At 68.9% G+C, this 25,530-nt stretch carries 19 protein-coding genes, 2 tRNA genes and 1 riboswitch; of the genes, 9 read left to right on the forward strand and 12 right to left on the reverse strand.

Translation table 11 applies throughout. From position 1 onward, the window contains the following. Position 1 precedes the first annotated feature (1 nt). Complete coding sequence (locus CDN99_RS03125) at positions 2-514, reverse strand: hypothetical protein (protein WP_088382624.1); 513 nt, start codon at positions 512-514, stop codon at positions 2-4. A gap of 309 nt (positions 515-823) precedes the next feature. On the opposite strand from CDN99_RS03125, the gene CDN99_RS03130 reads away from it, so the two are divergent. From CDN99_RS03130 to CDN99_RS03155, 6 genes are all read left to right on the forward strand, one after another. Beyond that, entirely contained in the window at positions 824-1,054 is a 231-nt protein-coding gene (locus tag CDN99_RS03130; RefSeq protein WP_088382625.1) for a DUF4160 domain-containing protein, read from the forward strand. Beyond that, positions 1,051-1,524 carry a DUF2442 domain-containing protein gene (locus CDN99_RS03135; RefSeq protein ID WP_088382626.1) on the forward strand — a complete coding sequence of 158 codons (474 nt, stop codon included), beginning with the start codon at positions 1,051-1,053 and terminating at the stop codon, positions 1,522-1,524. The genes CDN99_RS03130 and CDN99_RS03135 overlap by 4 nt, the downstream gene beginning before the upstream one ends. Positions 1,525-1,563: 39 nt before the next feature. Next, positions 1,564-1,660, forward strand: a riboswitch (TPP riboswitch). Between the two features lie 99 nt (positions 1,661-1,759). Further along, complete coding sequence (locus tag CDN99_RS03140; RefSeq protein WP_238139337.1) at positions 1,760-3,934, forward strand: TonB-dependent siderophore receptor; 2,175 nt, start codon at positions 1,760-1,762, stop codon at positions 3,932-3,934. A 36-nt stretch (positions 3,935-3,970) separates the two neighbouring features. Then, a tRNA-Asn gene (locus tag CDN99_RS03145) sits at positions 3,971-4,046 on the forward strand. 103 nt (positions 4,047-4,149) lie between these two features. Next, a tRNA-Asn gene (locus CDN99_RS03150) sits at positions 4,150-4,225 on the forward strand. A gap of 71 nt (positions 4,226-4,296) precedes the next feature. After that, complete coding sequence (locus CDN99_RS03155; protein ID WP_088382628.1) at positions 4,297-4,809, forward strand: GNAT family N-acetyltransferase; 513 nt, start codon at positions 4,297-4,299, stop codon at positions 4,807-4,809. An 18-nt stretch (positions 4,810-4,827) separates the two neighbouring features. Here the strand turns inward: CDN99_RS03155 and CDN99_RS03160 are convergent, their stop codons facing one another. The 4 genes from CDN99_RS03160 to CDN99_RS03175 form a co-directional block, all read right to left on the reverse strand. After that, a complete protein-coding gene (locus CDN99_RS03160; RefSeq protein WP_088382629.1) occupies positions 4,828-5,427 on the reverse strand; it encodes a hypothetical protein in 600 nt (199 codons plus the stop codon). Positions 5,428-5,533: 106 nt separating this feature from the next. Next, positions 5,534-6,928: an FAD-containing oxidoreductase gene (locus CDN99_RS03165; protein WP_088382630.1), complete on the reverse strand. Its 1,395-nt coding sequence runs from the start codon at positions 6,926-6,928 to the stop codon at positions 5,534-5,536. Beyond that, a complete protein-coding gene (locus CDN99_RS03170; RefSeq protein ID WP_088382631.1) occupies positions 6,925-7,680 on the reverse strand; it encodes a YoaK family protein in 756 nt (251 codons plus the stop codon). Before CDN99_RS03170 ends, CDN99_RS03165 begins: the two co-directional genes overlap by 4 nt. Positions 7,681-7,711: 31 nt before the next feature. After that, positions 7,712-8,110 (reverse strand): RT0821/Lpp0805 family surface protein, encoded by a 399-nt coding sequence (locus tag CDN99_RS03175; protein WP_141100603.1) that lies wholly within the window; start codon positions 8,108-8,110, stop codon positions 7,712-7,714. A 668-nt stretch (positions 8,111-8,778) separates the two neighbouring features. Between CDN99_RS03175 and CDN99_RS03180 the strand changes: the two genes are divergently transcribed. Next, a complete protein-coding gene (locus tag CDN99_RS03180) occupies positions 8,779-11,094 on the forward strand; it encodes a TonB-dependent receptor plug domain-containing protein (RefSeq protein WP_158218735.1) in 2,316 nt (771 codons plus the stop codon). 663 nt (positions 11,095-11,757) lie between these two features. On the opposite strand, the gene CDN99_RS03185 is transcribed toward CDN99_RS03180, so the two are convergent. From CDN99_RS03185 to CDN99_RS03200, 4 genes are all read right to left on the reverse strand, one after another. After that, positions 11,758-12,159, reverse strand: a complete 402-nt coding sequence (locus tag CDN99_RS03185; protein ID WP_158218736.1) for a cold-shock protein — start codon at positions 12,157-12,159, stop codon at positions 11,758-11,760. A 193-nt stretch (positions 12,160-12,352) separates the two neighbouring features. After that, entirely contained in the window at positions 12,353-14,320 is a 1,968-nt protein-coding gene (locus CDN99_RS03190) for a S9 family peptidase (protein WP_202820213.1), read from the reverse strand. Between the two features lie 238 nt (positions 14,321-14,558). Continuing rightward, positions 14,559-15,872 carry a guanine deaminase gene (gene guaD / locus CDN99_RS03195; protein ID WP_088382635.1) on the reverse strand — a complete coding sequence of 438 codons (1,314 nt, stop codon included), beginning with the start codon at positions 15,870-15,872 and terminating at the stop codon, positions 14,559-14,561. A 28-nt stretch (positions 15,873-15,900) separates the two neighbouring features. Continuing rightward, positions 15,901-16,848 (reverse strand): LysR family transcriptional regulator, encoded by a 948-nt coding sequence (locus CDN99_RS03200; protein WP_088383354.1) that lies wholly within the window; start codon positions 16,846-16,848, stop codon positions 15,901-15,903. A 103-nt stretch (positions 16,849-16,951) separates the two neighbouring features. On the opposite strand from CDN99_RS03200, the gene xdhA reads away from it, so the two are divergent. Beyond that, entirely contained in the window at positions 16,952-18,493 is a 1,542-nt protein-coding gene (xdhA, locus tag CDN99_RS03205; RefSeq protein WP_088382636.1) for a xanthine dehydrogenase small subunit, read from the forward strand. Beyond that, a complete protein-coding gene (gene xdhB / locus CDN99_RS03210; RefSeq protein WP_088382637.1) occupies positions 18,490-20,865 on the forward strand; it encodes a xanthine dehydrogenase molybdopterin binding subunit in 2,376 nt (791 codons plus the stop codon). The genes xdhA and xdhB overlap by 4 nt, the downstream gene beginning before the upstream one ends. A gap of 162 nt (positions 20,866-21,027) precedes the next feature. Here the strand turns inward: xdhB and CDN99_RS03215 are convergent, their stop codons facing one another. From CDN99_RS03215 to CDN99_RS03225, 3 genes are all read right to left on the reverse strand, one after another. Further along, a complete protein-coding gene (locus CDN99_RS03215) occupies positions 21,028-24,081 on the reverse strand; it encodes a DUF3857 domain-containing protein (RefSeq protein WP_088382638.1) in 3,054 nt (1,017 codons plus the stop codon). Between the two features lie 217 nt (positions 24,082-24,298). Further along, positions 24,299-24,649 (reverse strand): GFA family protein, encoded by a 351-nt coding sequence (locus CDN99_RS03220; RefSeq protein WP_088382639.1) that lies wholly within the window; start codon positions 24,647-24,649, stop codon positions 24,299-24,301. 7 nt (positions 24,650-24,656) lie between these two features. Further along, positions 24,657-25,511, reverse strand: coding sequence for an HDOD domain-containing protein (locus CDN99_RS03225; protein ID WP_088382640.1), 855 nt, complete (start codon positions 25,509-25,511; stop codon positions 24,657-24,659). Positions 25,512-25,530: the final 19 nt, after the last annotated feature.

Below are 25,530 nucleotides of genomic sequence, written 5' to 3' on the forward strand. Positions count from 1 at the left end.
CTCAGGATCCTTTCGGGGTCTGCAGGGTCAGGTGGTGGGCCAGCTCCAGCGCCGGGCCCATCTGCCGCCGGACGACCTGGGGGTCGAAGGCGGCGGCGGTCGGTGCGGCGCCCTGCCGCAGCAGGGTCTCACACAAGGCGAAGGCGCGACGGACCAGCGCCTCCTCGAATTTCCGGGCCTCGGCCTCGTCGGCCGGCGCCTGGCTGACGGCCAACGCGAACGCGGCGGTCAAGTGGTCGAGCAGCAGGCTGACGACCTCGGAATGCTGGCCGGTGCCCGCCTCGGTCCGCACCAGCGATTCGCGCAGCCGAGCCGTCAGATCTCGGATCCAGCCATGCGCGGCGACGTAGTCGAACGCGCCTTCATGCTGCCGCCTCAACTGCCCCAGCAGAACCCGCAGCTTGTCGCTATTGGTCGTGGCGCCCTCCACCTGCAACTGGGCCAGCCACAGGTACAGGTCGCTGGGCAGGCGGGCCGACAAGGGCTCCATCGAGGAGGCGGAACTGGTAGTCATGAGGCATGCCCTTGAAACCGTTGGAATCGGGCCAGTGTATTCATGTGAATTCAGACGTCAACGATCCATGCCATTCGGGTTTTCTGGCGGTGGCGAAGGATTTCCCGAAGGGCGAGGAGGCGCAGTGGACCCCTCGGGCGGAGCGGCGTCAATCGCCCTCCCCCATAGGTGGGAGAGATCGGCGACACACCCTGATCGGGGCCGCAGCCATGGGTTTGCGCTGGATCAAAGCCGTGGATGGCGCGCCCACGGACAGTGATCGGTCCGCCGCGAGGCACTTGCAGCAGTGCAACCATTGCACCAGAATCCATGCCAACAATCGTTCGTCTCCAAAGGTCCCGCATTGACATCTATGGCCGTGATCATCCGCCGCCGCACTTTCACGTGCGCGCCAACGACGGCAGCAAGGCCGCGATCGCGATAGAAGATCTGCGGGTTCTGGCTGGTGAAATCTCTCCGCCCGCACTGACTGAAGTGCGGTGTTGGGCCGAGGCTCACCGGCCCTTGCTCATGAGAATCTGGAAGGAGCGCAATTCATGAGATCGCCGCAATTCACCCTGACCAGCGTTACGCCGACGCCGCGAGCCTCGCTGCTGCTGGCGTTCGCGGATGGGGAACATTTCGACGTCGACCTGGTCGACGTCATCAAGACGTTTCGCGTTTTCGCACCGCTCAAGAGCCAGTCCGTGTTCAACACAGCTCGATTGGGCGAGTTCGCCGACACCGTCATCTGGGCCGATGACGACAACCTGGAACTTGCTGCCGATAACCTGCGTGCGATGGCGGTCGAACAGACCGGCGGCATCTCCCATGAGTTCATCTATCGCTGGATGCATGAGAACGACCTGAACCTCGACACCGCGGCGGAGGCGCTCGGCATGTCGCGGCGGATGCTGGCCTACTACCGCAGCGGCGCGAAGCCCGTGCCGCGGACGGTGGCGCTCGCGTGCCTGGGCTGGGAGGCCCTGCGCAAGTGGCCGGCGTCGAGGCAACTCCCGCTCGCCGCGTAGGGCTTGAGCGGAATGAAACTGGGCCGGGCGTAGAATCGTTGCCTTCGCTAGGGGTGCTGGCTTCACGGCCGGCTGAGAAAGTCCCTTTGAACCTGATTGAGGTAATCCTCGCGCAGGGAAGCATGCCACCCGACACCCACGTGTCCCCGCACGCCGCCTTCTCATCGGCGTGTCCGGTTTGCCGACCTGCCATCGCATTCATGGCTTCGGCACATCGATGGCAACTTCGTCTTCATTGAATTCCCTGTCCCTGAACCGCCTGGCGCTCGCGTTGATCGCCGGTGGCGGCTGCCTGCACGCCGCGGCGCAATCGACCGCGCCGGCCAAGGCCCCGGACAGCACCGCCCTGCCCAGCGTCGTCGTCAAGGGCGCGTCCGAGGCGCCGATCACCGTGGGCGGCTTCGGCGACACGCCGGTCGCGAAGCTGCCGCTGCAGGCCAGCATCGTCAGCGCCGAGCAGTTGCTCGATCGCGGGCTCAGCAGCCTCGCCGGCCTGACCCTGCTGGACGCGGGCGTGGGTGATTCGTACAACTCGGCGGGCTACGTCTCGTACCTGAAGATCCGCGGCTACGACATCGACAACCGCTTCAACTACCGCCGCGACGGTCTGCCGATCAACGCGGAAACCGCCCTGCCGCTGGCCAACAAGAGCAGCATCGAAGTGCTCAAAGGCACCAGCGGCATCCAGGCCGGCACCAGCGCGCCGGGCGGGCTCGTGAACATGGTGGTGAAGCGGCCGACGGTCGAGTTGACCAGCGTCACGCTCGGCGTGAGCGAGCGCGGCACCATCGAGACGGCGATGGACTGGAGCCATCGCTTCGGCGACGGCCGCGGCAACGACAAGGCTTTCGGCCTGCGCGTCAATGTGGAGGCCGCGAAGCTGCGACCCGAGTTGCGTGACGCCGACGGCAATCGCTGGTTGATGGCGGTCGCCGGCGACTGGCGCGTCACGCGTGACACGCTGGTCGAGGCCGAGGTCGAGCTCAGCCGTCAGAGCCAGCCCAGCCAGCCCGGCTTCAGCCTGCTCGGCGACAAGCTGCCCGATGCGAAGACCATCGATCCGCGCATCAATCTGAACAACCAGTCCTGGAGCCAGCCAGTGGTCTTCGAGGGCCGCACCGCGTCATTGCGGGTACAGCATCAGCTGACCGCCGACTGGAAGCTGCAGGCCCACGCGGCCATCCAGCGACTGGTCAACGACGACCGCCTCGCGTATCCCTTCGGTTGCACGGCGGGCGACGGCACGTATTACGCCAGCAGCTACTGTCCCGACGGCACCTTCGACCAGTACGACTTCCGCAGCGAGAACGAGCATCGCGACAGCGATGCGCTGGACCTCTCCGCGCAAGGCAAGCTGACGCTCGGCGGCATGACGCACCAGCTAACGACGGGCGTGCTGTTCTCGCGCTTCAAGAGCCGGTTGCAGGGCCAGGCGTACAACTGGGCCGGCACCGGCAACATCTGGGGCACGCTGCCCACCGTCGCCGACCCGACACTGACCGGCACCAACACCGACCGCACCGAACGCAGCACCGAGTTCTATCTGCGCGATGCGGTCGAGCTCAGCGATCGTTGGCAGGGCTGGCTGGGCGTGCGGCACACGCGCCTGCATCGCGACAGCTGGCAGGTCAACGCCGCGCCCGGCCAGGAGCAGGCCACCAGCTATGGCCAGTCGCTGACGACGCCGTGGCTGGGCCTGAGCTACGCGATCGATCCGCAACTGCTCGCGTATGCGAGCTGGGGCCAGGGCATCGAGTCGGATGTCGCGCCGAATCGGGCCAAGTACATCAACGCCGGCCGCGCGCTTCCGGCGATCCGCAGCAAGCAATGGGAAATCGGTCTGAAGTCGGGCAGCCGCACGGTGGACTGGTCGGTCAGCTATTTCGACATCAGCAAGCCGGCGTCGCGGGATGTGGACGTCGGCAACGCGAAGGTGGAGCGCCGACTGGACGGCACGCAGGACCATCGCGGTCTCGAGGCCCAGGCCGATCTGAAGTGGACCGGCGGCGGCCTGCAGGCCAGCGCGATGAAGCTGCATGCGCGCATCAACGGCAGCAGCGATCCCAGCCTCGACGGCCTGAAGCCCACCAACGTGCCCGAGACGGTGCTGAAGCTGCAAGCGCGCCAGAACGTCGGCCTGCCGGGGATGGAGGTGCAGGCGGGCCTCATCTATGAAGGCAAGCGCATGGTGCTGCCGGACAACTCGCTGGCGATCCCTGGCTGGTCCCGCATCGACCTGGGCGCGCGCTATGAACAGAACATCGGCCGCCAGATGCTGATCTGGCGCGTCGGCGTGGACAACGTGACCAACCGCCGAGCCTGGCGCGAGTCGCCCTACCAGTACGAGCATGTCTACCTGTACCCGCTCGCGAATCGCACATGGCGTGCGTCGGTGGAGTGGCTCTTGTAAGGGGCTGGTTTTTCTGTGTATACTCTTAGGCTCTGATCCCCGATAGCTCAGTCGGTAGAGCGCCGGACTGTTAATCCGTAGGTCCCTGGTTCGAGCCCAGGTCGGGGAGCCAAGATCAGATAACGAAGGTCTACGGACCTTCGTTCTTTTTCAGCCAATGCCCTACCGAAGGCAACGGCCACAGAATTCAGATCGACAGGATCTGAAAAGACTTTTCCTCGATAGCTCAGTCGGTAGAGCGCCGGACTGTTAATCCGTAGGTCCCTGGTTCGAGCCCAGGTCGAGGAGCCAAAATTGAAGCCCCGTCATCGCAAGATGTCGGGGCTTTTTCTTTGGTCGAATCTCACGCCATCGGCGCAACCATGACCCTCACCCTCAGAAGCGAAACGCCCGCCGACATCGATGCCATCGCGCGTCTCACCGCAGCAGCCTTCCTCCACGCGCCGCACTCCAGTCACACCGAACACTTCATCGTCGATGCACTGCGGCGTCATGGCCAGCTCACCGTTTCGCTGATCGCGGAAAAGGACGACGCCATCGTCGGCCACGTCGCCCTCTCTCCGGTCGAGATCTCTTCTGGCGCCACGGAATGGTTCGGTCTCGGTCCGATCTCGGTCTTGCCGGAATGCCAGGCCCAGGGCATCGGGACCTTGTTGATGCGGGCAGCGCTGAGCGAGATTCAGCGCCAAGGCGCGCAGGGATGCGTACTGCTCGGCGACCCCGCCTACTACGGTCGCTTCGGCTTCAAGCCCGAGCCGAGTCTCGTGCTGCCAGGCGTTCCGCCGGAATACTTCCAGGCCCTGTCCTTCGGCGGCGAAATGGCTTCAGGCAACGTGAGCTATCACGACGCCTTCAATGCAACGAGCGCGGGCTGAGCACCTCCTCGCGAGCCATCAACCCGCGCACACCCTCACCGGTTTACCCTTCCATCCGGTCTGTTCTTGAATGGCCGGCGCGACCATCGTGTACTTGCCCCAACGCCGCCTGTCCGTCCCATCAGCATTCCGATCGACGAGCAGACACAGCTCCGGATCGATGGCCATCGCCATCTTTTCCTCCGCCGTGGGTCGCGGGGAATTGGCCCGCGGATCGACGACTGCCGGATTCGCGAACGCACCCCGGATCGCTTCCCTCGAAGGTCGCAACCGGAGCGGCCCAGTGGACAAGGGATCGCCATCGGCAAGTCCTGACCCTGGCGCGGATCCCTGAGCCCCAGCGTCCGGCGTGCCGGTCGATCCGGTGGCACCGCCTTCGACCGTGACCTCCGGTGCGGCGATGATCACCTTCGCTGGGAGATATCGCGCGGGCTCCTCGTACCGACGCTCTGCTGCCGCGGCTCGATCCGCCTCCAGCGGCCTCAGCACCACGCGGATCGGCAGTGCCAGGGGCTCTCCCGATTTCTCCCGGGCCAGCGACACGATCCACAGCTGAATCACCGCCAGGTGCACCAGCACCACGCCGCCCATCACGACGCCGCGGCGCTGCGTGTCCATCAAACGAATCAATCCCTCTCCCCCGTCACGGCCGAATCTCCGTCGCCGCGGACTGTCTCATGCCCGATCGGCGCCAGCAGTTCAGACGAACCCTCGCACCTCGCCGTCATTCATCGGCCAATGGCTTCAGCGCCTCCAACGACTGCAATACCGTCGGCAGCAATTCGCTCACCGTCGGATGAATCCGCACGCCATTCATCACTTCGTCGAAGGGGCGCCGGGCCACGATGACGTCCAGCAGCGATTGAATCGCCTCGTCCCCATCCACGCCCAGGATGCTCGCGCCGAGGATCGCCTTCGATTCCGCATCGACGAGGATCTTGATGAAGCCCGCCTCCTCGCCCTTCTCCACCGCGCGCCCGACGCGTGACATCGGCCGGGTCCCGATGAGCGCCGGTCGGCCGGTCGCGCGCACCTCACGCTCGCTCAGCCCGATCCTCGCGAGCGGCGGATCGGTGTAGAGCGCATAGGTCACCACCCGCCCGCCGACACCGCGTCGCGCGCCATCGAACAGATTCGCCGCCACCACCTCGTAATCGTTCCAGGACGTATGCGTGAACGCGCCGCGACCATTGCAATCGCCAAGCGCCCAGATATGCGGCACGCTGCTTTGCAATTGGTCGCTCACGACGATGTTGCCGCGCTCGTCCAGCTTCACGCCGGCTTCCTCCAATCCGAGGTCATCCGTGTTGGGGCGCCGCCCGGTCGCGATCAGCACGTGGCTGCCGATGACCTCGGGCGGTCCGTCCTTGCAGTTCACCTGGACCGCGATCTCATTGCCCGAAGGCGCCAGGCGGACACACTCCGCGCCGGTGCGGATGTTCAGGCCCTCGTCGATCAGGATCTTCCGCAGCGCCTGCGCGACATCGGTGTCCTCGCGCGGCACGAGTTGCGGTCCGCGCTGCACGACCGTCACCTCGGCGCCGTATCGCTTGAACATCTGCGCGAATTCGAGCCCGATGTAGCTCCCGCCGACCACCACCAGATGCCGGGGCAATCGATCGATTCTCATGATCGACGCGTTGGTCAGCCACGGCACGTCGTCCAGTCCTTCGACGCCGGGTTGGGCGGGCCGTCCACCGACGTTGATGAAGAAGCGCTCCGCCGTGAGGCGCCGGCCGTCGACGGTCACCGTGTGAGGGTCGACGAAGCGCGCATGTCCCATGATCAGCTCGACATTGGCCATGCCGCGCAGCCACTTCTCGACGTTGCCGCGCGAGTTGCCCGAGATCCTGTCCTTGCGCGCGATCACGGCCGGCAGATCGACCACCGGTTGCGCGGGCGGGACCACGCCCCATCGGGCGGCCTCCCGCACGACCCAGGCGGCATGGGCGCTCGCCACCAGCGCCTTGGTCGGAATGCAGCCCGTGTTGACGCAGGTGCCGCCCACGCGCGAGCGCTCGATGACGGCGACTCGCCAGCCCTCGCGAGACATGCGGTCGGCCAGCGGCGATCCGGCCTGGCCGGCTCCAATGACGATGGCGTCGAAGACTTCGCTCATGTCGGCTCCCGACGAGTCAGCTTTTCCCAATCCCTGGTCATTGGCGGCAATGCCAGGAGGAACAGCACCGCCGCCAGCGGCACCACGCACACGAAACCCACGTGCTTGAAGCCGAGCGCCCCCGCCACGCCGCCCAGCACGAACGCCAGCAGCAATCCGCCGGCCCGGACCGCGCGCTCGCGGTCGTGGCGCACGCTCGGCCGGGCGTGGTCCCGCTGGCGATTCCAATAGAGCATCTTCCCGAGCTCCATGCCCAGGTCGGTGATGTTGCCGGTCATGTGGGTCGTGCGGACGCTTCCGCCCGACGTCTTCGATCCGACCGCGTTCTGCAGCCCCATGATGAAAGACAGCAGCAGCACCGTCAGCGGCACTGCGAACGGGGTGTGCCAGGTCAGCGTGATCGCGCCCATCAGGCCGAACGGGAACAACAGCGCCGCCTCCAGCATCAGCGGCAACGCATAGACGCTGCGCAGCCGGTGCTGCCGTGCCCAGTTCACCAGCATCGCGCAGACCGCCGCGCCGGTCAGGAACGCGAGGATCGCGCCGGCGGCGTTCAGCACCAGGGTCCCCTGCCCCATCACCGCGCCATCGGCAAGTTGCGATGCGAAGCCGGTCATGTGGGAGGTGTAGCGCTGCAGGATCAGGAAGCCGCCCGCGTTCACCGCACCGGCGTTGAACGCGAGCAACAAGCCGAGCGCCCGATTCGTCGACGGTGCACGATGCCGGCTGGTGAGATGCAGCAGGCGCCTCACCGCCGTCGGTCCTCACGTGGTGGCACGCTCATCACTTGGCGGCGGCCAGTCCCCATCGGCCCTGCTCGGACTTGCAGGCCATCCAGACCGACGATTTCTCCCCCCACTTCTTCATCGACACCCAGATCTGCAGCCGCTTGCAGGTGCGACCGTCCTTGGTCTCGGTGCGACGCAGCTCCTTGAAGCGGCCGGCGGCGCCGGTCGCGGGGTTGCTCCAGTTGACGACCTCGGGTGTGCCCTCGGCATTGAGCGCCTTGACGCCGGCGGCGAGGAACATCTGAAGATCCTCGTCGTCGAAGGACTCGGCCGGCGTGTTCTTCAACGCGGCGATCCAGCCGGCCGCCTGCGCGGGCGGCCCCAGGGTCATCGCGCACAACACGATGGCGGCCGAAGCCGCGACGGATGGGAACGTAGAGAAGCGACGTTTCACGAGTCCTCCCGAGTTGCGATGACGGTGCGGACCATGATACGGATGCCCCGCGTGGACGTCATCCGACGTGTCGCGCGTAGGGCCTGGGCAGCCCCTCGTGCGTCATCCACGCCGAGCAGACCGCCGCCTGCGCGCATCTGGCGACGGATGCGAGCAGGCCGGCCGACATTCCACCAATCGCACATCGCTCGAACTGGCCTGCCCACGCCCTGCTTTTCGTCAACTGCCCGTCACACGACCTCGGCAGAATGCAATGCATCCGAGGCAACAACCGGCTGCAACATTGGGCAGAGAGCTGGAACCCGTCACCAGCGTCACGGATACCCCATTCAGACGAAAGCCACCCGATGCGGTGGCTTTTTTCATTGGAGGATCGCCCCGTGCGGACGATGCCCTCCGGGCTTTCCCCACCCTCCGTCGCGCCCGCCCATCAGTCAACGTAAAGAAGGATGAAAGTCCCGCGCTGCCTTTCGTCACAAAACGTACAGCGTGCGATCCTTCGGACCGTCCTGCGACGTATCGGCCCCGATACGACCCGCATCTCTCCACTCCCCGCGCTTCCGTCACAGCCGTCGCCAGACTGGCCGCGCTTGCCCTGCCATTGCCTCTCGATGACACGCACCCGCCGCCCCGCCCTGCATCCGATTTCCGTCGCCCTGATGCTTGGCTTGAGCTCCACCGCCTGGTCCCAGGCCACGCCACAGAATCCGCCCACCGAAGCGCCGCAGAAGTCCCCCGCGCCGCAGCGCGCGCGCCCCGACGCCGCACCGGCGAAGCCGGACGCTTCCGCCCCCAACCCGCGGCAGCTCGACCGCGTCGAGATCCAGGGCACGTCGCGCGATGACGACCAGCGCCGCGCCTCGACCGCGTCCAAGATCATCATCGGCCGCGAAGAGATCGAGCGCTACGGCGACAGCACCATCGGCGAGGTTCTCAAGCGCCTGCCCGGCGTCACCACCGGCGGCCGCCCCGGCCGCGGCGGCGAGGTCCGCATGCGCGGCATGGGCGGCGGCTACACGCAGATCCTCGTCAACGGCGAACGCATGCCGCCGGGCTTCTCGCTCGACGAACTGCCGCCCGAGCAGATCGAGCGCATCGAGGTGATGCGCGCCCCCACCGCCGAGTTCGGCGCGCGCGCCATCGCCGGCACCATCAACGTCGTCCTGCGCGAGGCCCTCCAGCGCCGCCTGAACGAAGTCCGCCTGGCCACCACCTTCGAGCGCGACCACGTCACGCCGAACCTGAGCTGGACCCGCAACGACAAGCTGGACGACAACGGCGGCGCCTACAACGTCACCATCAACGCGATGCAGCACAAGCGTGTCGACGACATCAACTCGCAGTCGTTGACGCAGCTCGTCGACAACCAAGGCCGCGTCACGCGCGAGACGTTGCTGAAGAACCTGGGCAACAGCAACGACGAGCGCAAGTCGATCAACATGACCGGGCGGCTGCAACTGCGGCTGGACGGCGGCGACACGATCGCGATCCAGCCCTTCGTCATGGTCGGCCGCGGCAACAGCAGCAGCCGCTTCAACCAGACGCAGACGCCCGCGCTGCCCGACACCGACCTCGACCACATCCGCTACACCGATGCCGCCACCACCGGCGAGGGTCGCTCCACGATGGCGCGGCTCAACCTGCAGTGGAACAAGCGGCTCAACGAGACCTCGCGGCTGGAAACGCGCCTGGGCGCCGGCCGCATGACCATGTCCAGCGAGAGCGATCGGCTGGAGTCCAACGGCTCGAAGTTCTATCGCTCGCAGGACGACGACACCAAGAGCCGCGACACCTCCTGGAGCTTCAGCAGCAAGCTGACGCACCAGATGGAGAACGAGCACAGCCTGGTCGCCGGCGTCGAGGGCGAAGGCACCGATCGCAACCAGACGCGCACCTGCCTGCAGAGTTACACCCAGGGCCAGGCGGGGCTGCCTTGCGCCTACCTCGCCGACTTCGGCGACAACGTCAACGCGTCGACGCGCCGCTTCGCCGCGTACGCGCAGGACGAGTGGAACGTCGGCAAGCAGTGGGGCTTCTACGCCGGGCTGCGCTGGGAAGGCATCAAGACCGAGAGCAGCAGCAACATGGGGCCGATCAGCAACAGCTCCAGCGTCGTGACGCCGTTGCTGCACGCGGTCTACAAGCTCGACGAGAAGAGCAAGGAGCAGATCCGTGCCAGCCTGACGCGCAGCTACCGATCGCCCAACCTGAACGACATCGTCGGCCGCCTCAGCATCAGCAACCGCTATCCCTGCGGCGACCCGACGCAGCCCGCCTGCACCACCAACACCATCGACTCGCCGGACCGCCTCGGCAATCCGAATCTGAAGCCGGAGATGGCGACGGGGGTCGAGATCGGCTACGAGAAGTATCTTGAGAAGGGCGGCCTGCTCAGCGCCAATTTCTTCTATCGGCGCATCACCGATCTGATTCGCAGCCAGGCGCTGCTGGAGACCGTGCCCTACGCGCCGGTGCAGCGCTACGTCGTGCGGCCGCGCAACATCGGCGACGCGACCACCTACGGCGTGGAGCTGGAGGCCAAGTTCCGTCTCGACGAGTACCTGACCGATGCGCTCCCGGTGAACGTGCGCAGCAACCTGTCGCTGTTCCACTCCGCCGTCGACGGTATTCCCGGCCCCAACAACCGGCTCGACCAGCAGCCCCACTACACCGCCAACCTGGGCGCCGACTACCGCCTGCGCGGCATCCCGCTGACGCTGGGCGCGTCGCTGAACTACACGCCGTCCAACCTGCTGCAGCAAAGCCCGCAGGTGCTGGCCGAGATCGACAAGAAGCGCGTCATCGATGCCTCCGCGATGTGGACCTTCTCCCCGGCTGTCGCGGTGCGGGTCTCCGCCAGCAACCTCGTCCCGCTGACCTACGGCAACGGCAGCCTGGCGATCACGCCGGGCCGCGTCGTCACCAGCGAAAGCACCGGCCGCAGCTTCACCGTGTGGCAGGTCCGCCTCGAACTGAAGGTCTAAGACCCACACCGCAGCGCGCCGCGCGCCCCCTCGCCACCGCGCTCGTGGCCGTACTCGGTCCGAGTCATCGGAAGCCGGGGTGGGGGCGATGATTTGCGTCAGCGTATGAAGAGCCACCACCCCGGCTTTCGATGACGAACGAAGGCATGAAGGCCCCCCTCCCCGCAACGCCCGGTCCGAGTCATCGGAAGCCGGGGTGGGGGTGATGATTTGCGTCAGCGTATGAAGAGCCCCCACCCCGGCTTTCGATGACGAACGAAGGCATGAAGGCCCCCCTCTCCGCAACGCCCGGTCCGAGTCATCGGAAGCCGGGGTGGGGGCGATGATTTGCGTCAGCGTATGAAGAGCCCCCACCCCGGCTTTCGATGACGAACGAAGGCATGAAGGCCCCTCCCCGCAACGCCCGGTCCGAGTCATCGGAAGCCGGGGTGGGGGTGATGATTTGCGTCAGCGTATGAAGAACCCCCACCCCGGCTTTCGATGACGAGCGCTCGCCCTGACGGTCGACCAAGAGTTCCAGGCGCAAAAAAGGCTGCCACGAGGACAGCCTGAAAGAGCGGAGCATCGCTTGCCTCCGCGAGGGCGACGGGGCCGCAGGTGCCGGCCCCAAGGAGTCAACCCGGAGCGCCGACGCCGTCCTGACGGACGCGCCGACGCGAAACCTCAATGTCGCGCCTGTGTGCTGCCGTTGGCCGCGACCAGCGCGTGGGACGGCGCCCAGACGGTCGCGCCGAAACCCAGCACCAGCAGTCCCAGCACCATCCACATCAGCGGCGATGCTCGACGGCGGCGGCCGATCGGCCGCGGCGCGCGCGACCCGGTGCGCGGCGGGCGCAACTGCGATGGCAGCTTGTACGCCGACAGGCGCTGCAACCTCACCGCCTGTTTGCTGCCGTCACTCTTGGACACAACCTCGAAACTGATCCGCTCGCCTTCCTGCGGCACCTGGCCGTCCATCGGAAAGGCGGACACATGCACGAACAACGCTTCGCCGCCCTGTTCCGGGCGCACCATGCCGTGGCCGCGTTCGGCATACCAGCTGTCCAACGTTCCTTCGAATCGCACCTCTGATTCCCCCATCTTCTGAACGCCCTGCCCTCGCGCCACGAGCTCGTGGCCTGCGGGGCCTCGTGGACCGGCGTCTTGCTGTCTGATCGACGACGCCCGGCACAGGGGCCGGGCGTCAGGGGTCAGATGCTGCCTAAGGTTCTAGAACCTGGGGAAACAGCCTGTAAGCCGTGCAACTTCGCACGGAAACTCACTTCAGGCCGGGCTTCAGGTACTTGTCGAGGAACTCCAGCATTTTCCGGTTGGCCTCGATCTGGTTTTTCGTCTTCGTGAAGCCGTGCCCCTCGTCGTCGAAGACCACGTACTCCACCGGCACGCCGTTCTTCTTGACCGCCTCGACGATCTCGTCGCTCTCGGGCTTGATCACGCGCGGGTCGTTCTTGCCCTGGATGACCATCAGCGGCTTGCGGATCTCCTTGGCGTGGAACAGCGGCGAGGTGGCGATCAGGTGCTCCCGGTCCTTCACCGGATCGCCGATCTCCAGGTACAGCGCCTTGCGGAAGGTCTCCCAGTACGGCGGGATCGATTCCAGCGTGCGCAGCCAGTTGGACACGCCGAAGATGTCGATGCCGACCTTGAACGCCTCGGGCCGGAAGGCCATCGCCGCCAGCGTCATATAGCCGCCGTAGCTGCCGCCCATGATGCCGATGCGCTCCGGATCGATGACGCCGGTGCCGGCCAGGTAGGTCTTGGCCTCGATGCAGTCCCACAGCGGCTCGCGGCCGTGCTTGCCGTCGTCGGCGGTGAAGAAGGTCTTGCCGTAGCCGGAGCTGCCGCGGTTGTTGATGCCCAGCACCGCGTAGCCGTGGTTGACCAGGTACTGGATCAACGCGTTGTAGCCCCGCATGGTCTGCCCGCCGGGGCCGCCATGGACGAGCAGCACCGCCGGCACCTTGTTGGTCGGCGACGCGTCCTTGGGCTCGTAGTAGACCGACGGGATCACCATGCCGTCGAAGGACCGGAAGCGCACGATGCGGCCCTCGACCAGCTCGTTCGGATCGATCTCCTTGGACATGCTGTTGGTCAGCTGCCTGACCTGCTTCGTGCCGAAGTCGTAGACATACAGGTTGCTGGGGGCGCGGTCGCCGTTCAGGTAGAACGCCATGCGCTGGCTGTTGCGGGAGAAGCTCACCCCGCGCAGCTCGCCGCCGGGCAGCTTGGGCAGCGTCACCGCCTTGCCGTCGGCGGTCTGCACGATGCGCAGCGTCATGCTCGAGTCCGCGTTGATGCCGGTCACGCGATAACGCCCGTCGCGCGAGAACACGCTGTAGGCGATGTCCCAGTCGGCCTTCTCCAGCTCCCGCATCTGCCCGCCCGCCAGGTCGTAGGCCATCAGCCGCGTGAACTCGGTGCCCGCGTTGGACAGCACCAGCAGCGTCTTCGAGGCCGGGTCGAAGCTGGCCGCGCTGAACGCCGCCGTGCCCTCGTGCGGGGTCAGGTGCTTGCTCTGCTTCGACTGCGTGTCGTACAGGTAGACGTCCGAGTCCGACGTCGTGTTGGTCTTGCCCAGCGCCACCCAGCGGCCGTCGCCGCTGACGCCGAACACGGCCATGCCGTCGTCGTTCTTGTAGACCAGCGTGCGCTCGTAGGTCTTCGCGTCGTAGCGGTAGAGGTCGATGAAGCGCGGGTCGCGCTCGTTGGTCGTGACGTAGAACGCCGTGCCGTCCTCGCTCCAGCCGGAGAAGCCGGCCTTGACCTTGTCGCCGGGCGTCAGGTCGCGCTCGCGACCGTCGAGCTCGCGGACGTAGAGGTGGTTGTTCTCGTTGCCGCCCTGGTCGCGGGTGTAGAGCACCCGATCGTCGTTGCGGAAGTAGCCGACCGAGAAGTGCGTGTCGGTCTTGGACGAGGTCAGCGCCACCGGCTCCCCGCCGTCGACGGAGATGCTGTAGACGTTGAAGATCCCGGTCACGTTGCTGCTGAACAGGATGCGCTTCTCGTCTGCCGAGAACGACGCGCCGGCGATCGAGGTCGTCGCCATGAACTGCTCGATGGTGTAGCGCTTGGCCGGCCGGGGCTGCTCGGCCCTGGCGGTGGTCCTGCCGGCCGGCTCGTCCGGGCGCGGCGCGGCGGCGGTCGCCAGCGCGGGCAGCGTCAGCGCGACGGTCAGGGCCGCGGCGGCGAGCGCGCCGGGCCGGTGACGTTTCAGGGTCTTGTGCATCGTGTCTCCTCTCCCATGGGGGTACCCGGACCATCCGGGCATCCCTTCAATATAGGAGCGGTGACAGGTCTTGCCCAGCCCCAGCCGGACACGATGCGGGGACATGCGATGAAGCGTCGCTTCGCCCGGCCGAATGGTGGGTCGTGCCGCAGCGCGCCGCAGGACCTCGGGATCTTTGCGGGGCCTGCTCGGGGCCCTGTCGGGGGCGGCGCTCGGGGCCTCGGCCGCGAGGTGCCGTTCAGGGCCGCCGATAACGCAGCGCCCCCGCCACGTAGCTGGCCACGAGGTTGCGCTCGTCCGACAGCGTCATCCAGGCGAAGGCCCGCTCGTGCGCGTCGCGGGTCAGCGCCATGCGGCCCTCGGCCACCGGCCCGACGGCCCAGTCCCAGACGCAGACGTCGGCCAGCGTCGCCGCGCCGAAGTGGCCCAGCTCCCGCTCCAGCCCCAGCGCCTGCGCCGCGCCGAGCGTGGCCGCGTGCAGGCCCGACCACGCGGTCATGCGCTGGCCGTTGAGCGACTGCACCTTGTAGCCGTCCGCCAGCGTCCGCTGCGTCGACAGCGAGGTGCCGCCGCCCACGTCGCTGGCCGCGCTGACGCGCACGCCGGCCGCCAGCGCGCCGGGCCAGTCGAACAGCCCGCTGCCCAGGAACAGGTTGGACGACGGGCAATGCGCGAGGTGCGCGCCGGTGCGGGCCAGCACCCGCCGATCGGTGTCGTCGAGCCAGATGCCATGCGCCAGCACCGCGCGCGGATGCAGCAGGCCGACGCGGTCATAGACGTCGAGGTAGCTGCGCGCGTCGGGGAAAAGCTTCGCGACCCACTCGACCTCGCCACGGTTCTCGGCCACGTGGGTCTGCATGTACAGGCTGGCATCGGCGCGGCACAGCGCCCCGGCCATCGCCAGTTGCTCCGGCGTGCTGGTCGGCGCGAAACGCACGGTGACCGCGTAGGCCAGGCGCTCGCGGCCATGGTGGCGGGCGATCAGGTCGAGGCAGTCGCGCTCGGCCTGCACCACGTCGTCGCGCAGGCCGTCGGGGGCGTGCCGGTCCATCAGCACCTTGCCGGTGATCAGCCGCATGCCGCGCTCGGCGGCGGCGTCGAAGAGCGCATCGGCCGAGACCTTGTGCACCGTCGGATAGACGACCGCCGACGTCGTGCCGTGGGCCAGCAGCGCGTCGAGGAAACGGCCGGCGCCGACCCGCGCCACCTCGGGATCGGCGTAGCGGCCCTCGGCGGGGAAGGTGTAGGTCTCCAGCCAGTCCAGCAGCTCCGCCCCGTAGGACGCGATCACGTCCAGTTGCGGGCTGTGCACGTGGGTGTCGACGAAGCCGGGCAGGATCAGCCGCCCGGCGTGGTCCTCGCGCGCCCAGCCGTCCCCCGGATCGTCGGCCTGCGCGCCGACGATGCGGCCGTGCTCGATCAGCAGCCAGTGGTCCGGGCGCAGGCGCACGGCGGGGTCGTCCACGCGCGCCCACTGCGGCGCGGCGGTGAAGTCCAGCAGGTCGCCCTTCAGGGCCAGGCGCGCCGGAGCGGCGGATCGTTGATTCGTCATGCGTTGAACGGGAAAGAACTCGGGAACCTTACTTCACCAGCTCGCGCGCCACTTCGCGCACCTGCTCGCGCAGCCAGCGCAGCGGCGCGCTGTTGTGGCTGACGTCGTGCCACAGCTGGTAATACGTCATCGGCGGAAACGCCACCGGGCAGCGCAGCACCGTCACCGGCAACTGGTCCAGATAGCGGTTGCAGAACAGCCGGCCGGTGGTCAGCACCAGCAGGCTGCGCGCCACCATCTGCGGCAACTGCCCGAAATGGGCGCAGCGCACCGCGATGCGGCGCTCCAGCCCCAGCGAGGCCAGGTGCTGCTCGATCACGCCCGGCTGGTTGCGGCTCAGCGGCATCGGCGCCAGATGCTGGCAGTCCAGGTAACGCTGCTGCGTCCAGGCGCGCGGCGCCATGCGGGCGGCGGGATGATCGTTGCCGACCAGGCACACCACCTCGTCGACCAGCAGGCGGCCCAGGTGCAGCTCCTCGGGCGGCTCCAGCCAGTTGCCGATCACCAGGTCCACCTCGCCGCGCGCGAGCGAGGCGCGGTAATCGAAGTCCGCCGTCAGCGGCTGCAGATCGAGCTGCACGCCCGGCGCCATGCGTTGCAGCCGCGCGACCAGTTGCGGCAGGAACAGCGGGTCGATGTAGTCACTGGCCGCGACGCGATAACGCAGCGTGGCGGTGGCCGGGTCGAAGCCGGCCTTGCGCAGGCGGACGCCGAACAGCTCGTCGGCCTCGCGCAGCAGCCGCTCGGCGGGGGCGACCAGCTCCAGCGCGGTCGCCGTCGGCGTCATGCCCGCGCCGCTGCGCACCAGCAGCGGGTCGCCCGTGAGCGCACGCAAGCGCCGCAACTGCGCGCTCAAGGCGGGCTGCGTACTGCCGAGCCGCATCGCGGCCCTGGACACACTGCGCTCGACGATCAAGGTATGCAGGACCCGCACCAGAAGGAGGTCGATCTTGTCGAAATTGAGCTCTTGCGACATCAGCAATCACATATACAGGCCATACGCCACATCGTATAACCATATGCACTTCACAGGAGTACCGTTCGAGGTAATTGCATCTGCCCGCCTGCCGCCAGCCTCCATGAGTTCTCCGCGTCCCCTCCGCTTCGTCCACCAGGGTCGAGTGCAGTCTGTCACCGGTCTGCCGCCCACCACCACGGTGTTGCAGTACCTGCGCGAGCACGCCCGCTGCGCCGGCACCAAGGAGGGCTGCGCCGAAGGAGACTGCGGCGCCTGCACGGTGCTGGTGGGCGAGCTGGACGCCGACGGCGACGCCCTGGCGCTGCGCAACGTCAACGCCTGCATCCAGTTGCTGCCGATGCTGGACGGCAAGGCCTTGCTGACGGTCGAGGACCTGGGCGACAGCACCGACCTGAACCCGGTGCAGCAGGCGCTGGTCGACTGCCACGGCTCGCAATGCGGCTTCTGCACGCCGGGCTTCGCGATGACGATGCAGGCCATTTACGAGCGCCATCAGGCCGACGGGACGCGCCCCACGCGCCAGGACCTGGCCGACGACCTGGCCGGCAACCTGTGTCGCTGCACCGGCTACCGCCCCATCCTCGACGCCGGCGAACGCATGTTCGACGCCCCGATCCGCCTGCTGGACCGCGGACCGATCGTCGACGCGCTGCGGGAACTCCAGCACGACGCGCCGCTGCATTACGAGGCGCCGTCGCGTGCCGGCACGCCGCAACGCGTCTTCGCGCCCCGGTCGCTCGACGACTTCGCCGCGCTGCGCGAGGCGATGCCGCAGGCGCGCGTGGTCGCCGGCGCCACCGACGTGGGCCTGTGGGTCAACAAGCAGCAGCGCGAGCTGGGCGACGTGATCCTGACCGGCCGCGTCGAGGAACTGCGCCGCATCGACACCACCACCGTCACCGGATCCGACCGCGCCAGCGAGCGCGTGACGCTGCGCATCGGCGCCGCGGTGCCGCTGGAGGAGGCCTGGGCCGCGCTCACCGCCCACGTGCCGGCGCTGCGCGAGCTCTGGCTGCGCTTCGCCTCCCCGCCGGTGCGCCATGCCGGCACGCTGGGCGGCAACATCGCCAACGGCTCGCCGATCGGCGACGGGCCGCCGGCGCTGATCGCGCTGGGCGCGCGCATCGTGCTGCGCCGCGGCGCCACGCAGCGCACGCTGCCGCTGGAAGATTTTTACCTGGACTACATGAAGAACGCGCTCCAGCCCGGCGAGTTCGTCGAGGCGCTGGAGGTCCCCTCCCCGCCGCCCGGCACGCGCCTGCGCGGCTACAAGATCGCCAAGCGCTACGACAGCGACATCTCCGCCGTCTGCGCGGTGCTGAGCCTGCGGCTGGAGGACGGCGTCGTGCGCGACGCCCGCTTCGCGTTCGGCGGCATGGCTGCGATCGTCAAGCGCGCGGCGAAGGCCGAATCCGCCGTCACCGGCCGCGCCTGGGACGAGGCCGCGCAAGCCGCCGCCGCCCGGGCGCTGGACGAGGACTTCCGTCCGTTGACCGACCTGCGCGCCAGCGCCGGCTACCGGCAACGCGTCGCCGCCAACCTGGTCCGGCGCTTCTGGCTGGAGACCCGCGCCAACGCGCCGATCGCCGCGGAAGCCGGCAGCGTCTGGCAGGCCGTCAACCTGCGACGGAGCGTCGCATGAACAAGCCCAGCGAACTGCCGCCGGAGCTCACGACGGCCATCCCCACGCCGCAGCCACAGGTCGGCATCAGCCGCGTCCACGAGGCCGCCCACCTGCATGTCAGCGGCGAGGCCATCTACACCGACGACATCCCCGAGGCGCACGGCACGTTGCACGCGGCGCTGGGCCTGTCGCCGATCGCGCACGGCACGCTGGTCTCGATCGACCTGGACCTGCTGCGCCGCCAGCCGGGCGTCGTGGCGGTGCTGACCGCCGCCGACATCCCGGGCGAGAACAACTGCGGCCCGTTGCTGCACGACGATCCCATCCTGGCGGACGGCGAGCTGCGCTACGTCGGCCAGCCGGTCTACGCCATCATCGCCACCGATCGCGAGCTGGCGCGTCGCGCCGCCGCCCTGGCCCGGCAGGCGATCGTCAGCACGCCGCTGCCGGCGGTGCTGACCGCGCGCGACGCCCACGCGATCGGCCAGTACGTGGTCCCGCCCATGCACCTGACCCGCGGCGAGCCGCAGGCCGCGCTGGCCGCCGCGCCGCACCGGCTGGACGGCGAATGGGCCGTCGGCGGCCAGGAGCAGTTCTACCTGGAGGGCCAGATCAGCGTCGCGCTGCCGCAGGAGAACCAGGCGGTGCTGGTGCATTGCTCGACACAGCATCCGTCGGAGATGCAGCAGCTCGTGTCCCACGCGATGGGCTGGGCCTCGCATCAGGTGACGGTGCAGTGCCGGCGCATGGGCGGCGGCTTCGGCGGCAAGGAGTCGCAGTCGGCGCTGTTCGCGTGCGTCGCCGCGCTCGCCGCCACGCGGCTGCGCCGGCCGGTCAAGCTGCGCGTCGACCGCGACGACGATTTCCTCATCACCGGGCGCCGCCACGGCTTCGACTACCGCTGGTCGGTCGGCTTCGACGACGACGGCCGCATCCTGGCCGCCGACATCGACCTGATCTCCAACTGCGGCCACAGCGCCGACCTGTCGGCGCCGGTGATGACGCGGGCGCTGTGCCATTTCGACAATGCCTACTGGCTGCCGCATGTCTCGATGCACGGCTACTGCGCCCGGACCAACACGCAGAGCAACACCGCCTTCCGCGGCTTCGGCGGCCCGCAGGGCGCGCTGGCGATCGAGCTGATCCTGGACGGCATCGCGCGCCGGCTGGGGCTGGATCCGCTGACGGTGCGGCAACGCAATTTCTATCGCGACGGCCAGGACATCACGCCATACGGCCAGCAGGTCGAGGACAACCAGATCGGCCGCCTGACCGACCAGCTCGTCCGGACCTCCGACTATCACGCGCGCCGCGCCGAGATCGCGGCCTTCAACGCCGCGAGCCCGGTGCTCAAGCGAGGCCTGGCGCTGACGCCGGTCAAGTTCGGCATCTCGTTCAACGTGGTCCACCTGAACCAGGCAGGCGCGCTGGTGCATGTCTACACCGACGGCTCGGTGCTGGTGAACCACGGCGGCACCGAGATGGGCCAGGGCCTCAACACCAAGGTCGCGCAGGTCGTGGCGCACGAGCTGGGCGTGCCCGCCGCGATGGTGCGCGCCACCGCGACGGACACCAGCAAGGTGGCCAACACCTCGGCCACGGCGGCGTCGACCGGCTCCGACCTGAACGGCAAGGCCGCGCAGGACGCCGCGCGCAAGATCCGGCAACGCCTGACCCCGCTGGCGGCCCGGCTGCTGGATTGCGCGCAGGACGACGTGGTCTTCGAGGGCGGCGAGGTCCGCGATGCCGGCGCGGGAACGGGAACGGCCGGCCGGACGATCGGCTTCAAGGCGCTGGTCGCCCAGGCCTACCTGGCGCGCATCCAGCTCTGGAGCGACGGTTTCTACGCCACGCCCGGCCTGCACTGGGACCGCGCGAAGCTGCAGGGCAAGCCGTTCTTCTACTTCGCCTACGGCGCGTCGGTGGCCGAGGTGCTGGTGGACACGCTGACCGGCGAGAGCCGCGTGCTGCGCGCCGACGTGCTGCACGACGTCGGCCAGTCGCTGAACCCGGCGCTGGACATCGGCCAGGTGGAAGGCGCCTTCGTGCAGGGCCAGGGCTGGATGACCAGCGAGGAGCTGGTGTGGCATCCGCAGTCCGGCTTGCTGATGACGCACGCGCCGAGCACCTACAAGATCCCGACCGCCAACGACATGCCGCGCGACTTCCGCGTCGCGCTGTACGACGCGCCCAACCGCGCCGACAGCATTCATCGGTCGAAGGCGGTGGGCGAGCCGCCGCTGCTGCTGCCGTTCTCGGTGCTGCTCGCGATCAAGGACGCCGTCGCGGCCTGCGGCCCCTCGCGCTGCGATCCGCCGCTGCGCGCGCCGGCCACGCCGGAAGCGGTGCTGGATGCCGTCGAGGCGGTGCAAGCGACGCGCGCCACATAGTCAGCGCAGTCGGCATCGCCTCCGCGCGCGGGCACCGTCGAGGTGCCGGAGCGCTTCAGCGCGAGGACGCCGTCGAGGCGCCGGGCCCGCGTCAGCCGAGGTCATCGTCCAGGCATCTGCCGCGGCCTCGGCGCGAGCCCGGCGCCGAGGCGCCCGCCCTCCTCACCGCGCCGGCGCCGCGCGGCGCAACTCCAGCTTGGCGAGGATGTACTCGCGGTACGGGGCCGCCCGCGTGTCGACGGCGCGATCGAACCACGGCGTCGCCTCGTCGCGCTTGCCCTGGACCACCAGGGACTGGCCGATGAAGAAGTAGGCCTCGGCCAGTCGCAGCCGCGTCACGTCGGCCTCGGCGCGCGCCGTCTTCAGCAGCGCGTCCCGGTCGATGCGGCCGGCCAGGAAACGCGTCAGCGCGCCGGGCCAGGAGGTGTCGGCGTCACGCACCTCGCCGGCCAGCAGCGCCCGCCCCTTCCCCGGCTCGCGCCGTTCCTGCGCCAACGCCAGCCACAGCAGGGCGTAGGCGCGGCCATCCCCCGCGCTGCGGTCCACCACCTGGCGCAGCACCGGCTCGGCCTCCTCGTGACGCCCGTTTTCGTACAGGGCGATGCCCAGCCACGGGTCGGGCGAGCCGCGCGTCGTCGAGCGATCCATCTGCTCGAAGACGGGGATGGCCTCGTCCAGCCGCCCCAGGCTCAGCAGCGCGACGCCGCGCGCCTCGATCGCCAGATCGTCCTTGGGATCGATCGCCAGCGCCGCGTCGGCGTCCTTCAGGGCGGCGGCCGGGTCCTCCAGCAGGTTCTGCGCCTGCGCCCGCTCGCCCAGCGCCTGCCTGGCCATCACGCTGCCGGCGGGCACGCTGCGCAGCAGCAGATCATTGCGCACGCGCATGGCCTCCTGCATCACCACCACGCGCAGCAGCGCGTCGCCCTTGCCGTACCTGGCCAGACGCTTGTCCAGGCCCTTGACCGCCTCCTCCAGGTCGGCCTTGGCCACCAGCGGCAACACCAGCGACGTGCCCGCCGCCTGACGGCCGCGTACCACCGCCTGCCGGAAGGCATCCATCTCCGCGGGCAGCACCTCGTCGCCGCGACGCTCGTAGCGCGCCACCGCGGAGACCGTCCGGCCCTCGACCTCGGTGCGCACCGTCACGCTGAAGTGGTTGTCGCCAGCCTGGCGCTGCGGCGGCGGCTGGAACTCCATCGGCACCGGCCCCTGCACGCTGACGCGCGACTCCGCGCTGCGCGGGGTGTCAAGCATGAAGGGCATGCGACGCGTCGCTTCGGGCGGCACCGTCATGAGCTCCAGGAACTCCAGCTGCGGCAGCCCGATCTGCATCACCGCGCCCCGCATGGTGCCGGGCATCGGCGATTCGAAATGCATGCGGACCGTCAGCTCGTTGGTCTCCCGGCTGTCGGCCAGCTCCGGCGGGGCCGACGGCTTCAGGCCTGGGAACTGGCGCACGTAGACGCCGCCCATCGATTCGGCGACACGGTCCAGCCCGCTGCTCGCGATGTAGGCGCGCCAGCGCTCGGCGGACAGGCCGCGCAGCGTCATCGCCGTCGTCAGGGCCGGCACGCGCGTCAGGTCGGACAGGTCCCAATCCTGCCGATAGACGATGCGGTCGGACGCGAAGTCCGGCAGCGCCACCGCCTGCGGCCCCTGCCCGGCGCCGACGATCAGCGCCTGGCCGTAGGGGAAGTAACCACGCTCGCGCAGGCCGAAGCCCTGGCCGTTCATCGTCGCGTCCAGGTAATAGGCTTGCCCGTTGACGACGACATGCGTGATGACGTGATCGAACTGGTCGTGCGACGGCAGGTAGGCGCCGACGCCGCGGTTGCGCGCCATCGACACCAGCGCCGGCCGCGGCTCGAAGCCCAGCCCCGTCAACAAGGTGTTGAGCAGCAGCACCTTGTCCTTGCAATCGCCCTGGCGCTCGGCCAGCGTGCGCGCGGCGGGCTTGGGGCGGTGCGAGCTCTCCCCCAGGCTCAGGCTGAAGTACCGCACCTCGTCCTGCACGAAGCGCAGCACCTCGGCCACCAGGGCCTCGGGCGGCAGGTCGCGGGCCTTCCACGCGGCGATGCGCTCGGCGATCTCGCCGGACGGCGGCGCCATCGTGAACAGGCCCTGCGCCCAGCGGTCCACCTGCTCCCAGTCGCGGTACTCCGACACGTGCAGCGCCGGATAGACCTTGAACCAGGGCGGCGTCGCGGCCTCGGCCAGCACGGGCGGCACCTGGTCGCGCACCACCGTGAGGATCTCGCCGCCACCGGGCTGCGGCTCGCGCCGCACCGCGATGTCCGTGGCGCCGACACCGATCGGCCGGGTCTGCAGCGCGCGGCCGGCCGGCGTGAGGATGCGGACGAAGGCGCGGTCGACGGGAATGTCGGCGGCCAACTGGAGCAGCTCGGAGAAGCGGCCCTCGAAGATCGGATTCGCGCCCTCGATCGAGTACGCCACCTCGACCACGTCGCCGACGCGCACGTCGTTGAGGATCACCAGCGCGGTGCTGAGGCCGTCGAGCATCTGGCTTTCCAGGCGTTGCTCGCGGCGCATCATCTCCACGCGCAGGCCCTGCGTGCGGTCCTGGCGCAGGCCGTCGCGGGTGACCGCGACGCCGTGGATGACCAGCTTCTGGTATTCGGGGTTGAAGGCGATGCGCGGCTCGGAGAGCTCGCGCAGCATGCTCGCGTCCAGCGCCTGCATCCGCGTGCGGATGAAGGCCACGGGCACGGCGCCGCCCAGCTGGATCTGCGTGTCCAGCAGTTGCGCGCGCAGGGCCTTGACCGGCGAGGACGCAACGGCACCCGGCACGGCCGGGGCGGCGCCTGCGGTCGGCGCGATGCTGGCGCCCGCGGCGCCCGGCAGTCCGCCGAAGCCCCCCGGCAGGCCCGGGGGCAAGGGCTTGGGCGCGGGTGAAGGTGCGACCAGCGCCGGGGACGTCGCCTCGGCGGACGGCTCCACCACCCAGGCGGGGATGGGCGCGATGCGATAGGCGGGAGCCACCGCGGCCGCGGCCTTCGCGCCAGGCTTGGCGCCGACGGCCTTCGCGTCCTGCCTGGCGGGCACCTTGCCGTCGGCCTTGGACACGCCCTTCGCAGCGGACACGCCGGTGGCGCCCGCCGCCCAGGCGGACGACACCGCCAACGGCGCCAGGCTCAGGCACACCGCCAGCCAGACCGGACCGGCTCGACCCGGGGCTCGTTGCACACGCACGCTCATCTCGACTCCTCCCTTGAATGGGCGCGATTGTGCGTGAGCGCGCTCGCGTCGCCCTTCAGGGATAGCCGGGAGGAAAGGGGTCAGAGATCGCCAACCGCCCCTCGCGTGGGGGCGGCCCGAGCGTCGACGCGGCGCGGCCAAGCGCAGCGCGAGCGCGAGCGTCACGCACGACGCGTCAGGCGTCAGGCGTCAGGCGTCAGGCGTCAGGCGTCAGGCGTCAGGCGTCGCGGCCGTTGTAGTGCGTCACCGGCACGCTGTCGAGGTCCAGGCCCTCCAGGCAGCGGACGTTGATCGCCGCCATCGCGTTGCCCTTGGGATCGGTGCCCTCGGCATACGGGTGGATGCCGCAGACCGCGCAGAAGCGGTGATGGATGGCGTGCTTGTTGAACTCGTAGCTCGTGACGGCCGCCTCGTCGGTCAGCAGTCGCATCGAGGCGCGAGGCACGAACCACAGCAACGATCCCTTGCGCTGGCAGATCGAGCAGTTGCAGGCCATCGCGCCGTCGAGGGTGCCCTCGACCTCGTAGGCCACGCGCCCGCAGTGGCAACTTCCCTTGTAGAGCGTCATGCGTGCCTCACTTGAGCATCAGTTCGACGTCCTGGCCCGGGTCGCCGGCGCCGTCCAGGCGCAGACGCAGGAAGTCGAGGTCCAGGTGCAGGTGTTCCACCAGCTCGGGCACCGCGACCTGGAGCGCGTCGATCGGGTCGAGCTGCGCGTCGGCGGCGTCGGCGATGACCTCGGCCAGGTGCAGGATCGCCGCGAGCATCGAGAACGGCCGCACCTCCAGCGGGACGTTCGTGTCCTTGAAGGCCTCGACCATGTCGGCCGGGAAATGCCAGTGCGCCGCCAGCGCCGCCGTCACGTCGGCGTGCGTGCAGCCGAAGCGGTGCGTCTCCAGCGAGAAGCGGCTGCCGGGTTCGGTGGCGTGGGACTCGACATCGGCGACCTGCTGCGGCTCGCTCATCGCCATCATGAGCTGGCCGGTGCGCAGCATCAGGCCGGCGAGGTAGGCCGTGTCGACATCGCCCTGCAGCAGCTTGGCGAGCAGCCGCGCGTATCCCGCCGTGCGGACGCTGTGGCGCCAGAAGCGCTGCCGGTCCAGGCCCTGCACCACCGGGAAGCTGCCCGAGATACTGGCCGCCATCGCCAGGTTGCGCAGCGTCTCCAGGCCCAGCGCCATGGCGGCGTCCTGCAGCGTGGCGACGGTGTGGGACGGGCTGTAGCGCGCCGAGTTGGCCAGCCGCAGCACCTTGGCCGCGAGCGTCGAGTCCTTGCCGATCAGCTCGGCGATCTGGCCCAGGCTGACGCCGTCGTCGTCCAGGCTGCGCAGCAGCTTGCGGCCGACTTCCGGCATCACCGGGAGCGCGGCGTGGCCGCCGAAGAAGCGCTCCGCGGGGGAGCTGGACACAGGCATGCTGGCGATGGTCACGGCGGCCTCCTTATGACGC

Source organism: Roseateles aquatilis, from assembly GCF_002205645.1.
GTDB lineage: Bacteria > Pseudomonadota > Gammaproteobacteria > Burkholderiales > Burkholderiaceae_C > Roseateles > Roseateles aquatilis.

Excerpts from the sequence above, each read along its gene's own strand:
- CDN99_RS03135 (WP_088382626.1), top strand. The coding sequence starts at position 1,051 with ATGAGATCGCCGCAATTCACCCTGACCAGCGTTACGCCGACGCCGCGA.
- xdhB (WP_088382637.1), top strand. The coding sequence starts at position 18,490 with ATGAACAAGCCCAGCGAACTGCCGCCGGAGCTCACGACGGCCATCCCC.
- CDN99_RS03125 (WP_088382624.1), bottom strand. The coding sequence starts at position 514 with ATGACTACCAGTTCCGCCTCCTCGATGGAGCCCTTGTCGGCCCGCCTG.
- CDN99_RS03220 (WP_088382639.1), bottom strand. The coding sequence starts at position 24,649 with ATGACGCTCTACAAGGGAAGTTGCCACTGCGGGCGCGTGGCCTACGAG.
- guaD (WP_088382635.1), bottom strand. The coding sequence starts at position 15,872 with ATGACGAATCAACGATCCGCCGCTCCGGCGCGCCTGGCCCTGAAGGGC.
- CDN99_RS03190 (WP_202820213.1), bottom strand. The coding sequence starts at position 14,320 with ATGCACAAGACCCTGAAACGTCACCGGCCCGGCGCGCTCGCCGCCGCG.
- CDN99_RS03215 (WP_088382638.1), bottom strand. The coding sequence starts at position 24,081 with ATGAGCGTGCGTGTGCAACGAGCCCCGGGTCGAGCCGGTCCGGTCTGG.
- CDN99_RS03200 (WP_088383354.1), bottom strand. The coding sequence starts at position 16,848 with ATGTCGCAAGAGCTCAATTTCGACAAGATCGACCTCCTTCTGGTGCGG.
- CDN99_RS03160 (WP_088382629.1), bottom strand. The coding sequence starts at position 5,427 with ATGGACACGCAGCGCCGCGGCGTCGTGATGGGCGGCGTGGTGCTGGTG.
- CDN99_RS03165 (WP_088382630.1), bottom strand. The coding sequence starts at position 6,928 with ATGAGCGAAGTCTTCGACGCCATCGTCATTGGAGCCGGCCAGGCCGGA.
- xdhA (WP_088382636.1), top strand. The coding sequence starts at position 16,952 with ATGAGTTCTCCGCGTCCCCTCCGCTTCGTCCACCAGGGTCGAGTGCAG.
- CDN99_RS03130 (WP_088382625.1), top strand. The coding sequence starts at position 824 with ATGCCAACAATCGTTCGTCTCCAAAGGTCCCGCATTGACATCTATGGC.
- CDN99_RS03155 (WP_088382628.1), top strand. The coding sequence starts at position 4,297 with ATGACCCTCACCCTCAGAAGCGAAACGCCCGCCGACATCGATGCCATC.